Raw genomic sequence first — 17,752 nt, forward strand, 5'->3', positions numbered from 1 at the left:
TATGGACTTTACTGTTATTGCTGATAACTGGCAGTATTTACTCTTTGGTGCTTATCCTGACGGGCCTTTAGAAGGCGCAGCGCTGACCGTCTTTATCAGTATCATTGCGGGTATTGCATCTATTATTTTGGGTACATTGGGTGGTATTGCACTGGCTATGCTCAGAGGTGTATGGGTTAACCTTTTTGCAGCTTTTTTAGGCTTTTTCCGTGCTATTCCTGTGATTATGTTGATATTTTGGGTCTATTTTCTATTGCCCATTGTATTGGGAATGGAAATTCCTGAAATCACGACCGTGATTTGTGCTCTCGCGTTGATTACATCGTCTTATATTGCGCATGGTGTCAAAGCGGGTATTTTGGCAATAGGGAAAGGGCAATGGCAGGCAGGATTATCTTTAGGTTTTAATCGTTGGCAAGTCCTATGGCATATCGTATTACCTCAAGCATTGCGAATGATGGTGCCTTCATTTATAAATCAGTGGATAGCCTTAATCAAAGATACTTCATTAGCCTATGTGGTGGGTGTGGGTGAACTTTCTTTCTTAGCGACACAGGTCAATAACCGCAGTATGGTTTATCCAATGGAAGTCTTTTTATTTGTGGCCTTCGTCTATTTTGTTCTCTGTTTCTCATTAGAAATTATTGCCAATAGAGTGGCTAAATTATTCTCGACACAAAAAGAGAAACGTCCTTTTTGGCAAATAATCTTTCCTGTTAAAAAACAGAAATTCATTGAGAAACGTTTAGGTTAATCACTCAAAAGCACTCATTTTCTAAGTAAAAGTTATGCTGTTAACGGCATAACTTTGGCGATATCACATAAGTATTTGATTTAGATGAGGGGCCTTCTTTACAAATAAAATATCCTTGCGAGACAAGTTCATATCTTACATATAAATTAAAAAAAATGCCGAATACAATACCCAAAAGAAATATCATTACAGTTGCTATAAAGAGTTTGTTATTAATTTTTATTAACTTATCTTTTATTGCAGATATCAATAACAAAGAAAAAAGATAACAAACAAAAGGCAGCGTAAAAGGTATGCTTGCGGTGACAACAGAAAATTTTATTTTTTCTGCTAAAAAGAAATAGTCCGCATAAACCATAATTGACGCATAGATAACAAAAACGATTGGAGGGAGAACAATTAATAAGATTAAATAAATTTTATCTTTAACTTCAGTATCCATAATTAATTACACATCATGAATGATTTAACATAGAGATTAGATTCTGTAAAATCGTCTGTTTCACAAATAAAATAGCCTTTAGAAAGAAGATCTTTTTCAACATAATTGGAAAAGAAAAAGCTAAAGATATAGCCAAAAAGAAAGAGCATGAGAAAAAACATCATTAATTTTTTACTTTTTTCTATGGTTCTCTTTTTTGATGATGGAAAGACCAATAAATAAATAAGATAAAAAACAGCAGGTACAGTAAATAAGAAAATAGATGTTTTAAATGAAAACTGAAACTTTTCAACAAGAAGAAAATAATTGATATAGCTCTCTATTGAGAGATATAACTCTATAGAGAAAATAACAAATAAAATACCTGATACTAGATATATTATTCCCATTAAACGCCTACCCGACATTCCCTATCTCCTTTTCTATCCTTAAGGAATAAAATATACGGAAAAAACTTATAATCAATACTGTATAAAAATTTAATATTTTTAAGATAATACGACTATTATTAATAACAAGACATTTCCCTAGCTTATCTAAATTTCATCCCTTACAGACGCAATCGATTACTTTTTTAGGTGCAGTTCTGGTTTTATTTGTGTAGGATAAAGCGAAAAACATTTTTTTTGGGATCTTTTGTCTATGAGCATGTCATCACCAAATTCTGGTTCACAGGGTTTGCTCCAACGTGTGTTTAAGCTACAAGAACACGGTACAAACGCTCGCACTGAACTAATTGCGGGTATCACGACTTTCTTAACGATGGTTTATATTATCTTCGTTAACCCTCAAATCCTCGCTGCTGCGAATATGGATATCAAAGCCGTCTTCGTGACGACCTGCTTAATTGCAGCTTTCGGCAGTATTTTAATGGGACTCGTTGCAAATTTACCTATTGCGGTTGCCCCTGCAATGGGTCTAAACGCCTTCTTTGCCTTTGTCGTTGTTGGCGCAATGGGTTATTCATGGGAAGTCGCGATGGGTGCGATTTTCTGGGGTGCAGTAGGACTATTTTTACTGACTCTTTTTCGTATTCGTTATTGGATAATTGCCCATATCCCATTGAGTTTACGTGTTGGTATTACGAGCGGTATCGGACTGTTTATCGCCATGATGGGACTAAAAAACTCCGGTATTATTATTCCGAATAATGACACCATCGTCACTATTGGTAACTTTGCCTCTCATAACGTGTTATTAGGTGCCTTAGGCTTTTTTATTATCGCCATTCTTGCCGCGCGTAATATTCACGCCGCAATTCTTATCTCAATTGTTATCACCACTGTTATTGGTCTTCTCTTAGGGGATGTTCAATATCAAGGTATCTTTGCTATGCCGCCTTCTATCACCACTGTTGTTGGTAAAGTGGATATTGTCGGCGCGTTAGATATTGGTCTTTCTGGTGTTATTTTTGCCTTTATGTTGGTTAACTTATTTGACTCATCAGGCACATTAATTGGTGTAACAGATAAAGCTGGTTTAACCGATGACAAAGGCAAGTTTCCACGAATGAAACAAGCGTTATATGTCGATAGCTTAAGTTCTGTTGCAGGCTCTGCAATGGGTACATCTTCTGTCACTGCCTTTATCGAAAGCACTTCAGGGGTTTCTGTTGGTGGTCGTACAGGCTTAACCGCAGTTGTTGTTGGTATTCTTTTCCTACTCGCTATCTTCCTATCACCACTTGCAGGCATGGTGCCAAGTTACGCAACAGCTGGCGCATTAATTTATGTTGGTGTATTAATGACATCAAGTTTAACGCGCGTGAAATGGGATGACTTAACAGAATCAGTGCCCGCGTTTATCACTGCGGTAATGATGCCATTTAGCTTCTCAATCACCGAAGGTATCGCACTTGGTTTTATTGCCTATTGTGTAATGAAAGTGGGTACATTCCGCTGGAAAGAAATTAACCTGTGTGTTGTGATTGTTTCACTGCTGTTTATTTTAAAAATATTACTAATTGATACTCATGTTATTGATTTGAATAATTTATTCTAATATTCAATAAATTAAGATCATTATGATACAGACAAAACGGCACCAATAAAGTGCCGTTTTTTATAAGAAAAGAGGTGATTATGCACGTGCTTCTACAAGTAGATTTCCCGTATCATGGCCCTTTCGGTGATGAAATGACACAAGCCATGGATGTATTATCTGCATCAATCAACCAAGAGCCTGGCTTTATTTGGAAGATTTGGACTGAAAATAAAGAAACACAAAAAGCGGGAGGTATTTATCTTTTTGATTCAAAAGAAAACGCTCAAGCTTATTTAGATAAACACAGTGCTCGATTAAAATCTTTTGGTATTCCAGAAGTACGTGGTGATATTTTTTCAGTAAATCAGGCGTTAAGCTTAAAAAATCAAGCCTCTTTTTTGGCTAAGTAGCGACAAGCACAAGTGTTATATCTCACTTGTGCCTATCTATTTTCTGCAATTACTCTACTTTGGTGGGCAATAACAACCCAAAAATAGCAGAATCAGACACTTCATCCCCCACAATCCAACGCTGTTTAAGATACCCTTCTTGTTCAAAACCTAATTTCGCTAACAACGCAGCTGATGCTTTATTATCTGGGTGGATATCCGCTTCTAAACGGCGAACAGATAGATGTGTATAGAGATACTCAATAAACGCCACCATAGCTTCTTTCATCATGCCTTTTCCTCGATAAATTGTATCAAGGCAATACCCTATTTCGCCACGTCGTGAATTAGGATAATGGTTAAAGAAAACACACATTCCCATTAATGTATGTGTTGCCTTATCAATTACCGCTAAGCGCAGATACTCTTTTCTTTCCATATGAGTGATATCTTGAATAATATCTTCCTGTGCTTCTTGCCGTGATTGCCAAGGGAGATGGCTCCAGTAGCGCGTCACTTCAGGTGAACTCATGATCTTAAACCAATCTTCAGCATCCCCCATTTCAAAGGGACGCAATATCAATCTTTCTGTTTCGACCCGAATATCAGCGTAACGCATCTCTACTTTTCCTTATGTGTTTTTGGAGCCACAAAAGCAATACAAACTGGCTCAGTAATGGCATCTGGTTCAGCACGGAACATTATCTCTTGAGTATCGGCTATTTTTAAACTCGGCCAGTGCTTTAATCCTTCATCAAAATGTGCTTTTTCACAGTAATAACCAACTTCACTTACCAATACGACACCTTTTTCTTCTAATTGTTGAAGTGTAATATGCCGATTATAAATGTTAGGAGGTTGCACATTCTCTTCTAACACCCAAGGCTGTGAAGATAATGGTCTATCTTTACCATAAAAAGTTACCCATTCATGCATATATTCACCTCCCACATACGCAAGTGGCGTGTGATAATGTTGATGCCAAGCTTGTTCAACATCTTGCACAAAGGTTTTTACACCAATAAATTTTTGTCCTGCATTACGTACATTAGCGGCTTGAACGACTGTATAACCAGAAACAACCAACATACCAAAAACACCTAAACCATACAGTGCGCCACGTAATGAACGTTTAGGCATTACACTAATTGAGCCCACAAAAAGTGCAGTCGCAATCGACATAAAGGGTTGTAACCACTCGCTGATACGCCCCCCTTCATGAAAACTAAACCAGATAAAAATAATCGTTAATGGAAACAGAAAAATAAAATTGAGTAATTGGCTATCTTTAGAAGCAGACCAACTTACACGTCCACCATAAAAACGTAAAATTCCCCACATTAAAACCACAGGATAAAAAACGGTCAGTGCCGCGCGCGTTGTACGTAAATTAAAACGGTTTTCAATTTGTGAATCGACCCACTTAAACGCTGCAAAGTCGGTTTGCCATAACCAAATAAAATTCGGAATAACAAAAGCAAACCAAATAGCTAATGCTAAATAGAAATAAGGAGAACAATAGCTTGCTCGGACTTTAGGTACAAAAAGGCTTGATAAAAACACAGAACCAATAAAAGCTAATGATGAATACTTCCCCATTGTGGCAATTCCCATAGCGATAGCGAAACCAATCCAATACTTTTGATTATCATTAATCGCACAAAGGAAAAAATAGAACGCCCATGCCCAACAACCAACTAGAATATAGTTATCGTTATAAGGGATAATATCAAAGTTGATAACGCCAGATAAATTAAGCGCCAACATAGCAAACCAAGCTAGGTTAGTATTTTGTGTCAACTTGTAGGCTAAGTTCCAAACGCCTAGTAGCCCAACAGCAATGACAATAAAGTGGATAAAATACCAATAAAAGCTAAAATCGATACCGCCGTAAATAGCGGGTGTCATTATAAAACCCACAAACCAAGGATTTTTGGGGGAGCCCCACCCTCCGTTAGTGCCCCAATTGACAGCCTCAACGGCATCATAAGGCACAGTAGGGTCAAAGAGATAACTCACTAAGATCCAAAGAGTCGCATAACCAATAACCCACCAATATACTGGTTTACGTAATTGTGCAGATGATAATGTCATAATAAATAGAAATTTAAGTTAATTAATTTAATTTAGTCGTTAATTGACGTCACAACACAGTAAAGTATAGTGAAATGAACCGCACATTGTACGTGAGCAAAAATTAAATTGTCTTAAATTTGCGCTTTTATTGAAATTTTGTTTCTGATAGATTGCGCAACCAAGAAGATCACTATCGAGTTACCATTATGAATATGATTAAAAGAAAGCCCGCAGCTAAAGCACGTAAGAAATCGCGTGAAGAGCTGAACGCGGAAGGACGTGAACGTAAACGTCAAAAGAAACACCGTGGCAATCCTGCCGGTAACCGTCAGCAGGAAGCGGAAAATAAACAGCAAGCGAACAATACAGCGCCGAAAGATCCACGTATTGGTAGCAAAAAACCGATCCCTCTGATTGTGGGCGATGCACCAAAAGTTGCGAAGAAAAAACCTGCGCCAGTTAAAGTAGAGCCCGTTCGTTTAACACCTGAGCAAGAGTTAGACCTATTAGAAAACGATGCACGCTTAGATGAATTACTGTCTCGTCTTGAAAACGGTGAAAAACTCAACGCAGAAGAGCAGGCTTATACTGAGAAAACCCTTGATCGCATTGATGAATTAATGGTTGAGCTAGGTATTGAGTTTGAAGATGATGACGATGAAGAAAAAACTGAAGACATCATGCAATTATTGAAAGGTAAATAATCAAAAGGCTAATCATTTTCCTTGATTACCTTACATCTAACGGATATCAATAACTTATTGATATCCGTTATTTTTTATAGCTCGCTCTCTCTTTTACTTTTCATTAATACTCATTATTAACAATAGATTAAATAACCCTCTCAAGCTCAGATAACTCCATCTATTCCTCTCTTGTTATCCCTGATATCCTATTTTTCTATCTTTAATATACGAGTGATAAAAAATATGGATAACAGACAGCAGTACTTAGATATCGCAGCCGGGCAAGGAGAAAAAGTGCCCTCTCGTATAGTGGCCTTCCCTGCACAGCCACTAAACTATGCGCTTATTGAACAACGCTTAGAAGAACAGACCGATTACACTGATGGTGAGATAAATTATCTAAGTGAAAATATTGACGATGGTTTTTTCTATCGCTGCCAACATGGTGATGACGAGTTACATTTTTTTGTCTGTCTTTACCCTCGTGATAAAGATTACGAAATACGTCCAATGTATTCGACTGATGAACTTACACCACAACTACTCGCGCATGCGAATTCGACAACTCAAGACTTATTATTAGAAACACTTTTTACTGAAACTTTGCATCCTTTAGCAAGCTATCGCCATCAACTGAATTTTCTTAATATCATCGCACCTGAAATGGTCTTAGCATTAGATGAATCAGCGGCAGGTAAAGCATTAACACCTGAGTGGATACGCTTTCAATTAGAAACGCCCGATCTCTATCCTGAAGTAGAAAGCTTATATGTTATTCATGCTGTCTATGACACAGAAAATGATCCACCAACTATGTTTTGGTTCCATACGCATGGATTAGCGCGTTGCGGCTTAACAGAAGTCGATTTAGTTATTCCAAGTATGCTTGAATCTTACTATGGTATTCCTGATCTCTTCCGCTGCTTTGTTAACAACAGTATTAATCATCGCCAAATTGAATTTGGTGAACCGATGCTGTGTGGTCAAACATCATCAGGTTTGGAGTATCTTGTCGCATTACCTTTTGAAGAAGGTATTCGTCATATTAATCAATCAACACCTCTTGGTAGCCTTAGACCTTTAGAAGAGATGCGTTATGACACTGAAGGCGCACCAAATGGCGTTTTCTTGGGTGATTTGGCTGATCGTGATGAATATCATCAACACCCTTCTTCTATGCTATTTAGAACCAATGAAGAAAATCCTGTTTTAGAAACCTTCTTTAAAGGTTATGAAGAGCAACAAGCGATGATGCTACTGCGTAGCAATGAAGAAACCTATGAGATGTCTGAAAAAGCCAAGCGACGCTGGGAATACTTCGTTTCTATGTTTGATAACTACAATCAACCGCCTGTTGAGAAAAAAAGTGGTTTTCTCTCCAAATTATTAGGAAAAGACAAACCCGAAGAGACTGAAAACCCGTGGCAGTTTATGATCAAGTTCGGCATTCCTTATGGTGAAGAGGAAGAGCTAGAGCATATGTGGTTTGTGCCACAGTCTCGTGATGGAGACACCGTTTATGCAAAATTACTCAACGTGCCATTTTATGTTGAGGATATGCAAGAAGGTGAAATCTATCCTATCAACACCGCATTAATAACTGATTGGGTCGTTTCATACGAAGACGATAGTTATACCCCGAACAATATTTACCAACTTTTTAGCCACCAGCAAACTCACTAATTAGCGGGTATTTACAATAACAACGCGAGCTTTTCATTTAAAAAACGATGAAGAGCTCGCCATGCTAATCGCCTTAAAATCTGCTGTCATATTGTGACCCGTTAATATCATTAATTAATTGTTATTTTATTGCTACATTGACACTTCAACTCTTCACATTCTGTTTTTGTCTAGTAACAGATAAGGTAAACAGCCTATTTTCATCTCAATATCTTTTCTCTGGTTGATTTAAATCAAGTGCAGATATGCATAGACTAGGCTAAATTATACCCAATAAGGATAATTATAATTCTCATTAGCATTAAAAATATTTATTATAATTAACCTTAATATTATTATGTGAATTCTCATACACATTAATAATTATCAGTATCATTATTCTTTGTATCAATATTCGTGGAAGGACAATCATGTCTCTGATCCCAAATCACAGTTATAAAATCTTGAGCTACTCACCTCAGATTAGCCCTGCATACAGACAGAAATTATTATCTTTAGGTATGTTACCTGGCGCTGTGTTTAACGTTATTCGTATCGCACCACTGGGTGATCCTATTCAAATAGAAACGCACCGAGTATCCCTAATTTTGAGAAAAAAAGATCTCGCACTCATTAATCTTAGCGAAGTGGTTCATAACGAAAAATAATCGTTATTTCTCATTCAACCAGGCAAGACAACTATTGGCATCACTATTATGACTCCTCTCACTATAGGCCTTATCGGTAATCCCAATGCTGGTAAAACAACACTCTTTAATCAGTTAACAGGCTCTCGCCAGCGTGTGGGTAACTGGGCGGGTGTAACGGTCGAACGCAAAGTTGGTCGTTTCACAACTGCAAATCATAAAATTGAGCTCGTCGATTTACCCGGCACTTACTCTTTAACGACAATCTCAGAACAGACATCGCTTGATGAGCAAATTGCCTGCCATTTCATTTTAAGTAATGAAGCAGACATGCTGATTAACGTGGTTGATGCATCAAATCTTGAGCGTAACCTCTATTTGACATTGCAACTACTTGAGCTTGGTATTCCGTGCATCGTGGCATTAAATATGCTCGACATTGCAGAACACCAAGATATGCAAATTGATATCAAGGCACTTTCAGAGCAACTGGGTTGCCCTGTTATTCCAATGGTTTCAACCAAAGCATCGGGAATTGATAAGCTCAAAGAAGCCATTGATACCTTCCCTGCTGAAAAGAAAAAACCACAAGAATTACTGACGTCTTATCCGATATGGTTACTTAATGAAGTCGAGGCACTTGCTGAAAAAATTAATCACGATGAGTTTAATTTACAGCAACGTCGTTGGATGGCATTACAGTGTTTAGAAGGGGATATCTATACCCATCAACGCGCCCAAATCACGACAGAAGATATCAAAACGATCCGTCAACGCATTCAGGACGAGCATAACAATGAACCTGAATTAGTCATTGCAGATGCCCGTTATCAAAATATTGAGCGTATCTGTCATACCGTGATTAATATGGAAGCCATTAAGCCGAATATTCTGACGCAAAATATCGATAAAGTGATATTAAACCGTTGGTTAGGTGTTCCTATCTTCCTGTTTATTATGTATTTAATGTTCGTTCTAGCAATTAACATTGGTGGTGCTTTACAGCCTGCTTTTGAAGGTGGCTCTGAAGCTATCTTTATCCATGGTATTCAATGGATTGGTGCAACCTTTAACTTCCCTGAATGGCTGACCATTTTCCTTGCTCAAGGTATCGGTGGTGGTATCAATACCGTTCTGCCATTAGTGCCACAAATCGGGATGATGTACCTGTTCTTATCTATTCTTGAAGATTCAGGTTATATGGCGCGAGCTGCTTTTGTGATGGATAGATTGATGCAGGCTCTGGGTTTACCTGGTAAATCATTTGTACCACTTATTGTCGGTTTTGGCTGTAACGTACCTTCCATTATGGGTGCGCGTACACTAGATGCACCAAGAGAACGTCTGATCACCGTATTGATGGCACCGTTTATGTCTTGTGGTGCGCGTTTAGCTATTTTTGCTGTGTTTGCTGCTGCTTTCTTTGGTAAAAATGGCGCAAGTGTTGTTTTCTCACTTTATCTTCTGGGTATTGTGGTTGCTATCCTCACAGGCTTACTGCTAAAACACACCATTATGCGTGGTGAAGCCTCACCTTTCGTGATGGAGCTGCCGGTTTATCACGTTCCTCACCTAAAAACGTTACTGATGCAAACATGGCAACGTCTAAAAGGCTTCGTGGTACGTGCAGGTAAAGTCATTATTATTGCCAGTATGTTTATTGGTGCGCTAAACAGCTTTACCTTCTCAGGTAAACCTGCGGATAACATCAATGATTCAGCGCTAGCTTCTGTCAGTAAAGTGATCACACCATTACTGCAACCTATTGGTGTTCACAACGATAACTGGCAAGCAACGGTTGGTTTAGTCACTGGTGCAATGGCAAAAGAAGTGGTAGTAGGAACATTAAATACCCTCTATACCGCAGAAAGTATTGTTAATGAGCCTTTTGATCCTGAAGAATTCGACCTGTGGGGCGAAATTGGTGACGCCTTTGGTGAAACATGGGATAGCTTAAAAGAAACCTTCACGCTAGCTGCGCTTTCTAACCCAATTGAAGCCAGTAAAGGTGATGGCGAAATGGATACAGGCACCATGGGCACCATGGGCGCTAAATTTGGTTCAGGCATTGCGGCATACAGCTACTTAATCTTTGTTTTACTGTATGTACCTTGCGTTTCAGTCATGGGTGCTATTGCCCGTGAAACAAGCCGTGGTTGGATGACTTTCTCTATTCTTTGGGGATTAAATATTGCTTACTCATTGGCAGCCCTGTTCTATCAAGTGGCAACCTTCAGTGAACATCCACAAAGCAGTGGCATAACGATTGCTGCTGTGGTTATCTTCAACTTAATTTTATTTATCTTGTTGCGTAATGCGCGTAGTCGCCTAACAATTAACTTAAGCAATAAACCTTCATTGTCTAAACAATGTTGTTCAAAAGGTAGTTGTCACTAAGTGACAAAGGAAAAGTAAGATGGCAAGTCTGATAGAAGTACGTGATTGTATCGCCCTTAATGGTCGAGCCGATGCCCGTCTTATCAGCCATCAACTCAATATGCCTGAACCTTTGGTGCAAGCAATGTTAGAGCGGCTCACATTGATGGGTAAGCTTGAAGAGGTGGATGTAGAAGATTGTCTTACGGGCAGTTGTAAAAGTTGTCCTGAAGCCACCGCATGTCAGACAAAGCTTTATCAATTACGCTAACTATTTGTTAAATATCGCTTAAACACAAAATCCCTTACCTTGGTAAGGGATTTTTTTATCTTATCGTTAATGATGACATTTTTTAAGCTCGAAAATATTCGTATTGAAGTCAGAGGTAAATTAGATACCGATGGTTTTATGGGGAAAAATAAACAAGCCAAAATAGGTTTTAGTAAAATTTCCACTCACTTCTTTATTCAGGCAGACAATAGCGAAGAAGAAATTGCTGAATTTATCGCCTTTATTGAGCGAACTTGTCCTGTCTTTGACACAATCAAAAATCCACCGATTTGTGAAACTTTATACAGTATTGAAAATGTAATGGCGTAAGAAAAATACGACTGCCCCCTATTTGGGGCAGTTATTGATAAATTGATTACTTAAGAGAACAAGCATTAATTAACGCTTGCGTAAATTCATCAGGGTGCGAAATAAACGGAGCATGTGCAGCATTACGGAAAATAACAGAAGGTGATTGAGGATAAATAGCATCTAATAATCCAGCCACTTTTCGAGGCACTAACCCATCTAAATAACCATAAAAACGAATAAAAGGACAACGCAAAGCTTTCAACTCTTCTCGTAAATCTTCAGTTCTCAAAATTTCTAATCCGCCATTAAGCACTTCAACAGAAGGCAATGGTTGTTCTAATACCACGGATTTTAACGCTTTCATATCCTCACGCGCACTCTGGGTGCCTAATGTTTGTAGTGCTAAAAAGCGTTCAACGGTGCGATGAAAATTTTCATTTAATTGCTGCTCAAACCCTTTTAGCACCTCAGGTTTGATACCTGGCCAATCATCATGAGCGCCAAAACAAGGCGAAGATGCCACCGTAACCAAGGCTTGTACATGATTGGGATTATCTAAAACCACACGGCTCGCCACTAATCCACCTAAAGACCAACCTAACCAAATTGCATTTTCAGGGGCTTTGGCAAAAACAATCTCTGCCATCTCTTTTAATGTAAGAGCAGGAAAACCTTGGCTACGACCATATCCAGGGAGATCAACGAGATGCAGTGTAAAATGCGAGCTTAATCGCGGTATTAATGATTGCCAAACCTGTGCATTCAATCCCCATCCGTGTAATAGCACAAGATGCGTTTTTCCTTCACCTATTGTCTGCCAATACAATTTATTCATTGTTATGCTCTCTTTTCTTTTACAAGGATGTTCATTATGTGGATAACAATAGCAGGATATTGTTGGTTATGTCGTCAACCCTTACATTATGATACTAAAGGTATTTGCTCGAGTTGTATTCGTTATTTACCTAAACAGCATAATCGTTGCCCAGGCTGTTTATATCCCTCATCCCACTCTATAATGCTATGTGGACGCTGCTTACAATCGCCTCCACCATGGAAACAGATGTTGACAATCACTGACTATAAACCACCATTAAATAAATTATTACACCTTTATAAATACCAACCTCGCCCTCAAATAGCGTTATGTCTTGCACGACTTTTTCTATTGCGATGGCTTTCACATCGGCGAGAAAATTTGGTGCAGAAACCCGATAGAATTATTAGCGTTCCTTCACATCGTCAACGCCGTTGGTCTAGGGGCTTTGAGCAAGTAGAAGCTATCGCTAAGCCTTTGGCAAGGTGGCTAAATTGTGCTTATCAACCGGATACCCTGATAAGAACTCGTGCTACACTGGTGCAAACGCATCTTAATGCCAAGCAAAGGCAACAAAATTTAAAGAATGCATTTGTATTAAATAACACAGTGTCGGTATCAGGGAAAAATCTGGCACTAATTGATGATGTTATCACTACAGGTGCGACATTAAAGAGCATTATACCCTTGTTATTTCGTGCGGGAGCACGCTCTATTGAGGTATGGGCGATTTGTCGCACCTTGTAGTTAACCGCCAATTGGGCGTATGATAACCAACCAGAACAGTCAACTATTGAGCAAGACGATATGATTATTATTACTGATGCCGCACAGGCGCATTTTGCCAAACTACTGGCTAACCAAGAACCCAACACCCAAATTCGTGTATTCGTTATCAATCCAGGCACACCTAATGCTGAATGTGGCGTTTCATATTGCCCACCTGATGCCGTAGAGCCAAACGACACTGAAATTAAATTCGAAAAACTTTCTGCGTATGTTGATAACATCAGCGCACCTTTCTTAGAAGATGCGGAAATTGACTTTGTCACTGACCAACTGGGCTCACAATTAACCCTAAAAGCACCTAACGCAAAAATGCGTAAAGTCGATGCTGATGCACCGTTAATTGAACGCGTAGAATACGTACTACAATCACAAATTAACCCACAATTAGCGGGTCATGGTGGTCGTGTTAGTCTGATGGAAATCACTGAAGACGGCTATGCTATCTTACAATTCGGTGGTGGTTGTAACGGTTGTTCAATGATTGATGTCACCTTAAAAGATGGTATCGAAAAAGAACTGTTAAACCTGTTCCCAGAAGAGCTAAAAGGTGTGAAAGATTTAACTGAACACCAACGTGGTGAACACTCCTACTACTGATCCCTCAGTATCAAATCCCCTATGATAATCACCTACACTGATATCATCGGGGATTTGTGTGTTAAAAAATAATCATTTACAAAGAGTAACGTCATCTTTACCGATTTGACGCTATGATAAATGTATCGTTCTCTCGCTCAGAACAAATAAATTAACAACATAATAAATAAGACAATTATGGATAAGTTTCAATTTCTCAGCATTGAACAAGCTTATCAATTCTGGGTATCTCAATCGGCAATTTTAGTCGATGTGAGAGATCCTCAGAGTTATCGCTTTGGTCATGCTACCGGCGCATTTCATCTCACTAATGATACGCTAAACCAATTTTTACAAGATGCTGACTTTGATGTGCCTGTTATGGTGATGTGTTATCACGGTCATAGCAGCCAAGGTGCGGCTCAATATCTGGTCAATATGGGCTTTGAAACCGTTTATAGTATTAATGGTGGTTTTGAAGCATGGCTAAGAGAGTTTCCACAAGCGATAACTTCTCTGCAATAACTACAGATGAGTTTTATTAATGATCCACATTCTTACGCTTTCTAACCCTCAATCGGCTGATTTATTTGTCAATTATATGGCAACGAAAGGTGTGCGAATTCACGCAAAAAATGAAAATCAGCAAATCTCACTTTGGTTAGAAGACCAACATCAGTTGGATATGGTTGAAAAAGAACTAAACACTTTTCTACGTGAGCCTTTTCACCCACGCTATCAAGCTGCAAGTTGGCAAGCTGGTGATCCGCAAAAAACAGGCATAAAATATCGTCCTGCATTTTCGATAAAAAATATGGTGCAACGATCAGGCCCTTTAACGGTACTGGTAATTATTTTATGTATCCTCGTTTTTATCTGGCAACAAGTGGTGGGTGACTATAATGTTATGCTCCACCTCGCATGGCCTTATGAAGAGAGTCTAGACTTTGAAGTCTGGCGCTATATCACGCCAGCTTTTGTTCATTTTTCATTGATGCATATCGCCTTTAATCTCGCCATGTGGTGGTATCTCGCCAGCCAAACAGAACAGCAACTCGGCACCAGTAAATTATTTGTGATTATGCTCGTTTCTGCGCTATTTAGTAATTGGGCACAATCACTGTTTACAGACTCCAACTTCGGTGGACTTTCTGGTGTTGTGTACGCATTAATCGGCTATGTAGGCTTAACGGGCATACGTAATCCAGAAAAAGGTATTGGTGCGCCAACAGGCTTAATCGCCTTTTCGATTTTGTGGATTGTGGCGGGTTATATGGGCGTTTTAGGTGACTCTATCGGAAATGCCGCACATTTTGCAGGCTTCCTTATCGGCTTATTGATGGCTTTGTGGGATAATCGACATCAATTATCTCGTGGATCATAATAAAATTAACATGATATTTTTAACATTAGGGGACACCTGTGAAGCAAACGCAACGACATGATGCCATCATTGAACTGGTACGCCTACAGGGCTATGTCAGCACTGAAGAATTGGTGGAGCATTTTGAAGTCAGCCCACAGACAATCCGACGTGATTTAAATGAATTAGCGGAAAAGAACAAAATCCAACGTCATCACGGTGGTGCAGCATTACCTTCAAGCTCCGTGAATACGGCTTATCATGATCGTAAAATTATGTGGTCTGATGAAAAATCACGTATCGCACAACGAGTAGCAAGCTTAATTCCAGATGGTGCAACACTGTTTATTGATATCGGCACAACACCTGAAGCTGTCGCACATGCATTAATTAACCACAAAAACCTACGTATCGTGACCAACAACCTCAATGTGGCAACGTTACTGATGGGCAAAGAAGACTTTCGCTTAATTCTTGCGGGTGGTGAAGTGCGTACACGAGATGGTGGTATTGTCGGTGAAGCTACGCTTGATTTTATCTCTCAATTCCGTCTTGATTACGGTATTTTGGGGATAAGCGGTATTGATATGGATGGTTCTCTACTTGAGTTTGATTACCATGAAGTTCGCACTAAACGCGCAATTATCGAAAACTCACGCTGTGTAATGTTGGTGACTGACCATTCTAAGTTTGGTCGTAATGCGATGGTTAATTTAGGTAATATGAATCTGATCGATTACTTATTTACCGATCAAGAACCACCAGCAGGGATCCAAAAAATTGTTGAGCAGCACAACGTTCAACTCGAATTATGTTAATTTAGCAATTCTCCTAAAAAGTACCTCTCGAGGTACTTTTTTTTCGTCTATTCTCAATAAAAACCTGATTAACTTATTCTATTTTCTCTCTTTTTTGTTAACACATTAACAATGTTGTTTATTTCTAATAAACACACAGTTTATGTGGATATGATAATAAATTGTTATCCATATCACGCGGTTATGTTTTTTATCAGTTATATAGTTGGCATTTTCATCAAACTTCATTACAATTATGAGCGAAAACGAACATTAAAGAATTGTTTCGCGCATTCGTAGGAGGATGTTATGAAAACTCAAGACTTGATTGTCATCGGCGGCGGAATAAACGGCGCTGGAATTGCGGCGGATGCAGCTGGCCGAGGCCTTTCAGTACTTATGCTGGAAGCTCAAGACTTAGCAAGTGCGACATCTTCCGCAAGCTCTAAACTTATTCATGGTGGTTTACGTTATCTCGAACACTACGAGTTTCGCTTAGTGAGCGAAGCACTGGCAGAGCGTGAAGTATTATTACGCTTAGCGCCACATATCGCATTTCCAATGCGCTTTCGTCTGCCACACCAACCCCATTTACGTCCAGCTTGGATGATCCGCATTGGTTTATTCCTTTATGATCATTTAGGAAAACGCGTGAGCTTACCAAGCAGTAAAGGCATTAAATTCGGCGCAAACTCTGTTTTAAAACCTGAACTAACACGCGGTTTTGAATATTCAGACTGTTGGGTTGATGATGCACGTTTAGTGGTACTCAACGCACAAGAAATCGTTCGTCGTGGCGGTGAAGTACGCACACGAACTAAAGTCACTCGAGCTTGGCGTGAAAATAATTTATGGATGGTAGAAGCACAGGATTTACGCACTGGTGAAACATCGCTCTATCAAGCAAAAGCACTTGTCAACGCAGCTGGCCCTTGGGTTAAAACACTGTTTGATGAAGGCTTAAAACTGAAATCACCTTATGGTATCCGTTTAATTAAAGGTAGCCATATTGTTATTCCTCGTGCTCATAACGAACCACAAGCGTACATCTTACAAAATGAAGATAATCGTATTGTCTTTGTTATTCCTTGGATGGATGAGTTCTCCATCATCGGTACTACGGATGTTGAATATAAAGGCGATCCTAAAGATGTGGCGATTGATGACAATGAAGTTCAGTACTTACTGAAAGTCTACAATGATCACTTCAAAAAACAACTGACCAAAGAAGACGTTGTTTGGGATTACTCTGGTGTGCGTCCATTATGTGATGATGAATCTGATTCACCACAAGCAATCACGCGTGACTATACCTTAGATGTTCACGATGATAATGGCCAAACTCCTCTGCTATCGGTATTTGGTGGTAAATTAACCACTTATCGTAAATTGGGTGAACACGCCGTAGATAAACTCATTGCTTACTTCCCTAACATGGGTAAAGCATGGACTAAAAATGGTCAATTACCGGGTGGTAATTTAGAAGGCTGTGATCGTGATGGTTATTCACGTTTAATTCGCCAACGTCACCCTTGGTTACCAGAAGCGCTGGCATTACGTTTTGCACGTACTTATGGTAGCAACACTGAATTACTGCTCGAAGGCATTACTGATTTAGCGGGTATGGGCGAAAACTTCGGTCATAACCTGTATGAAGCAGAATTACGTTATTTAGTGAAACATGAGTGGGTTATCGAAGTTGATGATGCAATTTGGCGTCGTACTAAACTCGGCATGTGGCTAAATGACGAACAAAAACAACGTATTGCCCAATGGTTAGTAGCAAATACTCAAAATTCATAAGAGTAGTCA

At 39.1% G+C, this 17,752-nt stretch carries 20 protein-coding genes; 15 read left to right on the forward strand and 5 right to left on the reverse strand.

Annotated elements, in window-relative coordinates; translation table 11 throughout:
- The first annotated feature begins 1 nt into the window (after position 1).
- Positions 2–754, forward strand: coding sequence for an amino acid ABC transporter permease (locus tag F1325_RS17915; RefSeq protein WP_109373692.1), 753 nt, complete (start codon positions 2–4; stop codon positions 752–754).
- Between the two features lie 40 nt (positions 755–794).
- Here F1325_RS17915 and F1325_RS17920 read toward each other — a convergent pair whose 3' ends face one another.
- On the reverse strand, positions 795–1,196 hold the full coding sequence (locus F1325_RS17920) for a DUF1240 domain-containing protein (RefSeq protein ID WP_109373693.1): 402 nt from the start codon (positions 1,194–1,196) through the stop codon (positions 795–797).
- A 2-nt stretch (positions 1,197–1,198) separates the two neighbouring features.
- Positions 1,199–1,603, reverse strand: a complete 405-nt coding sequence (locus F1325_RS19605; RefSeq protein ID WP_160230787.1) for a DUF1240 domain-containing protein — start codon at positions 1,601–1,603, stop codon at positions 1,199–1,201.
- 235 nt (positions 1,604–1,838) lie between these two features.
- Between F1325_RS19605 and F1325_RS17930 the strand changes: the two genes are divergently transcribed.
- Positions 1,839–3,197, forward strand: a complete 1,359-nt coding sequence (locus tag F1325_RS17930; RefSeq protein ID WP_099076019.1) for an NCS2 family permease — start codon at positions 1,839–1,841, stop codon at positions 3,195–3,197.
- Between the two features lie 80 nt (positions 3,198–3,277).
- Positions 3,278–3,589, forward strand: coding sequence for a monooxygenase (locus F1325_RS17935; protein WP_109373695.1), 312 nt, complete (start codon positions 3,278–3,280; stop codon positions 3,587–3,589).
- 49 nt (positions 3,590–3,638) lie between these two features.
- On the opposite strand, the gene F1325_RS17940 is transcribed toward F1325_RS17935, so the two are convergent.
- Positions 3,639–4,187, reverse strand: a complete 549-nt coding sequence (locus F1325_RS17940; protein ID WP_160230788.1) for a GNAT family N-acetyltransferase — start codon at positions 4,185–4,187, stop codon at positions 3,639–3,641.
- Positions 4,188–4,189: 2 nt separating this feature from the next.
- Positions 4,190–5,662: a glycosyltransferase family 39 protein gene (locus F1325_RS17945; RefSeq protein WP_109373697.1), complete on the reverse strand. Its 1,473-nt coding sequence runs from the start codon at positions 5,660–5,662 to the stop codon at positions 4,190–4,192.
- A gap of 188 nt (positions 5,663–5,850) precedes the next feature.
- On the opposite strand from F1325_RS17945, the gene yihI reads away from it, so the two are divergent.
- The 6 genes from yihI (at position 5,851) to F1325_RS17975 (ending at position 11,616) form a co-directional block, all read left to right on the forward strand.
- Positions 5,851–6,348 carry a Der GTPase-activating protein YihI gene (yihI, locus tag F1325_RS17950; RefSeq protein WP_109373698.1) on the forward strand — a complete coding sequence of 166 codons (498 nt, stop codon included), beginning with the start codon at positions 5,851–5,853 and terminating at the stop codon, positions 6,346–6,348.
- Positions 6,349–6,573: 225 nt separating this feature from the next.
- Positions 6,574–8,013, forward strand: a complete 1,440-nt coding sequence (locus tag F1325_RS17955) for a DUF4026 domain-containing protein (protein WP_109373699.1) — start codon at positions 6,574–6,576, stop codon at positions 8,011–8,013.
- A 410-nt stretch (positions 8,014–8,423) separates the two neighbouring features.
- Positions 8,424–8,660 (forward strand): ferrous iron transporter A, encoded by a 237-nt coding sequence (feoA, locus tag F1325_RS17960; protein WP_036914344.1) that lies wholly within the window; start codon positions 8,424–8,426, stop codon positions 8,658–8,660.
- Between the two features lie 48 nt (positions 8,661–8,708).
- The gene (gene feoB, locus F1325_RS17965) at positions 8,709–11,036 is read left to right on the forward strand and encodes a Fe(2+) transporter permease subunit FeoB (RefSeq protein ID WP_160230789.1); all 2,328 of its coding nucleotides are present in this window, start codon (positions 8,709–8,711) and stop codon (positions 11,034–11,036) included.
- Between the two features lie 19 nt (positions 11,037–11,055).
- Positions 11,056–11,286, forward strand: a complete 231-nt coding sequence (locus tag F1325_RS17970) for a FeoC-like transcriptional regulator (protein WP_100159654.1) — start codon at positions 11,056–11,058, stop codon at positions 11,284–11,286.
- Between the two features lie 69 nt (positions 11,287–11,355).
- Complete coding sequence (locus F1325_RS17975; protein WP_244313535.1) at positions 11,356–11,616, forward strand: OsmC family protein; 261 nt, start codon at positions 11,356–11,358, stop codon at positions 11,614–11,616.
- A 46-nt stretch (positions 11,617–11,662) separates the two neighbouring features.
- On the opposite strand, the gene bioH is transcribed toward F1325_RS17975, so the two are convergent.
- Complete coding sequence (bioH, locus tag F1325_RS17980; RefSeq protein ID WP_109373702.1) at positions 11,663–12,433, reverse strand: pimeloyl-ACP methyl ester esterase BioH; 771 nt, start codon at positions 12,431–12,433, stop codon at positions 11,663–11,665.
- A 36-nt stretch (positions 12,434–12,469) separates the two neighbouring features.
- Between bioH and gntX the strand changes: the two genes are divergently transcribed.
- From gntX to glpD, 6 genes are all read left to right on the forward strand, one after another.
- A complete protein-coding gene (gene gntX / locus F1325_RS17985) occupies positions 12,470–13,162 on the forward strand; it encodes a DNA utilization protein GntX (protein WP_160230790.1) in 693 nt (230 codons plus the stop codon).
- Between the two features lie 60 nt (positions 13,163–13,222).
- Complete coding sequence (gene nfuA / locus F1325_RS17990; protein WP_109373704.1) at positions 13,223–13,801, forward strand: Fe-S biogenesis protein NfuA; 579 nt, start codon at positions 13,223–13,225, stop codon at positions 13,799–13,801.
- Between the two features lie 177 nt (positions 13,802–13,978).
- Positions 13,979–14,305 carry a thiosulfate sulfurtransferase GlpE gene (gene glpE, locus F1325_RS17995; protein WP_109373705.1) on the forward strand — a complete coding sequence of 109 codons (327 nt, stop codon included), beginning with the start codon at positions 13,979–13,981 and terminating at the stop codon, positions 14,303–14,305.
- A 19-nt stretch (positions 14,306–14,324) separates the two neighbouring features.
- The gene (gene glpG, locus F1325_RS18000) at positions 14,325–15,164 is read left to right on the forward strand and encodes a rhomboid family intramembrane serine protease GlpG (RefSeq protein ID WP_160230791.1); all 840 of its coding nucleotides are present in this window, start codon (positions 14,325–14,327) and stop codon (positions 15,162–15,164) included.
- Positions 15,165–15,202: 38 nt separating this feature from the next.
- Positions 15,203–15,961, forward strand: a complete 759-nt coding sequence (locus tag F1325_RS18005; protein ID WP_006534541.1) for a DeoR/GlpR family transcriptional regulator — start codon at positions 15,203–15,205, stop codon at positions 15,959–15,961.
- Positions 15,962–16,249: 288 nt separating this feature from the next.
- Positions 16,250–17,743 carry a glycerol-3-phosphate dehydrogenase gene (gene glpD / locus F1325_RS18010; RefSeq protein ID WP_109373707.1) on the forward strand — a complete coding sequence of 498 codons (1,494 nt, stop codon included), beginning with the start codon at positions 16,250–16,252 and terminating at the stop codon, positions 17,741–17,743.
- Positions 17,744–17,752: the final 9 nt, after the last annotated feature.

Source organism: Proteus columbae, from assembly GCF_009914335.1.
Lineage (GTDB): Bacteria > Pseudomonadota > Gammaproteobacteria > Enterobacterales > Enterobacteriaceae > Proteus.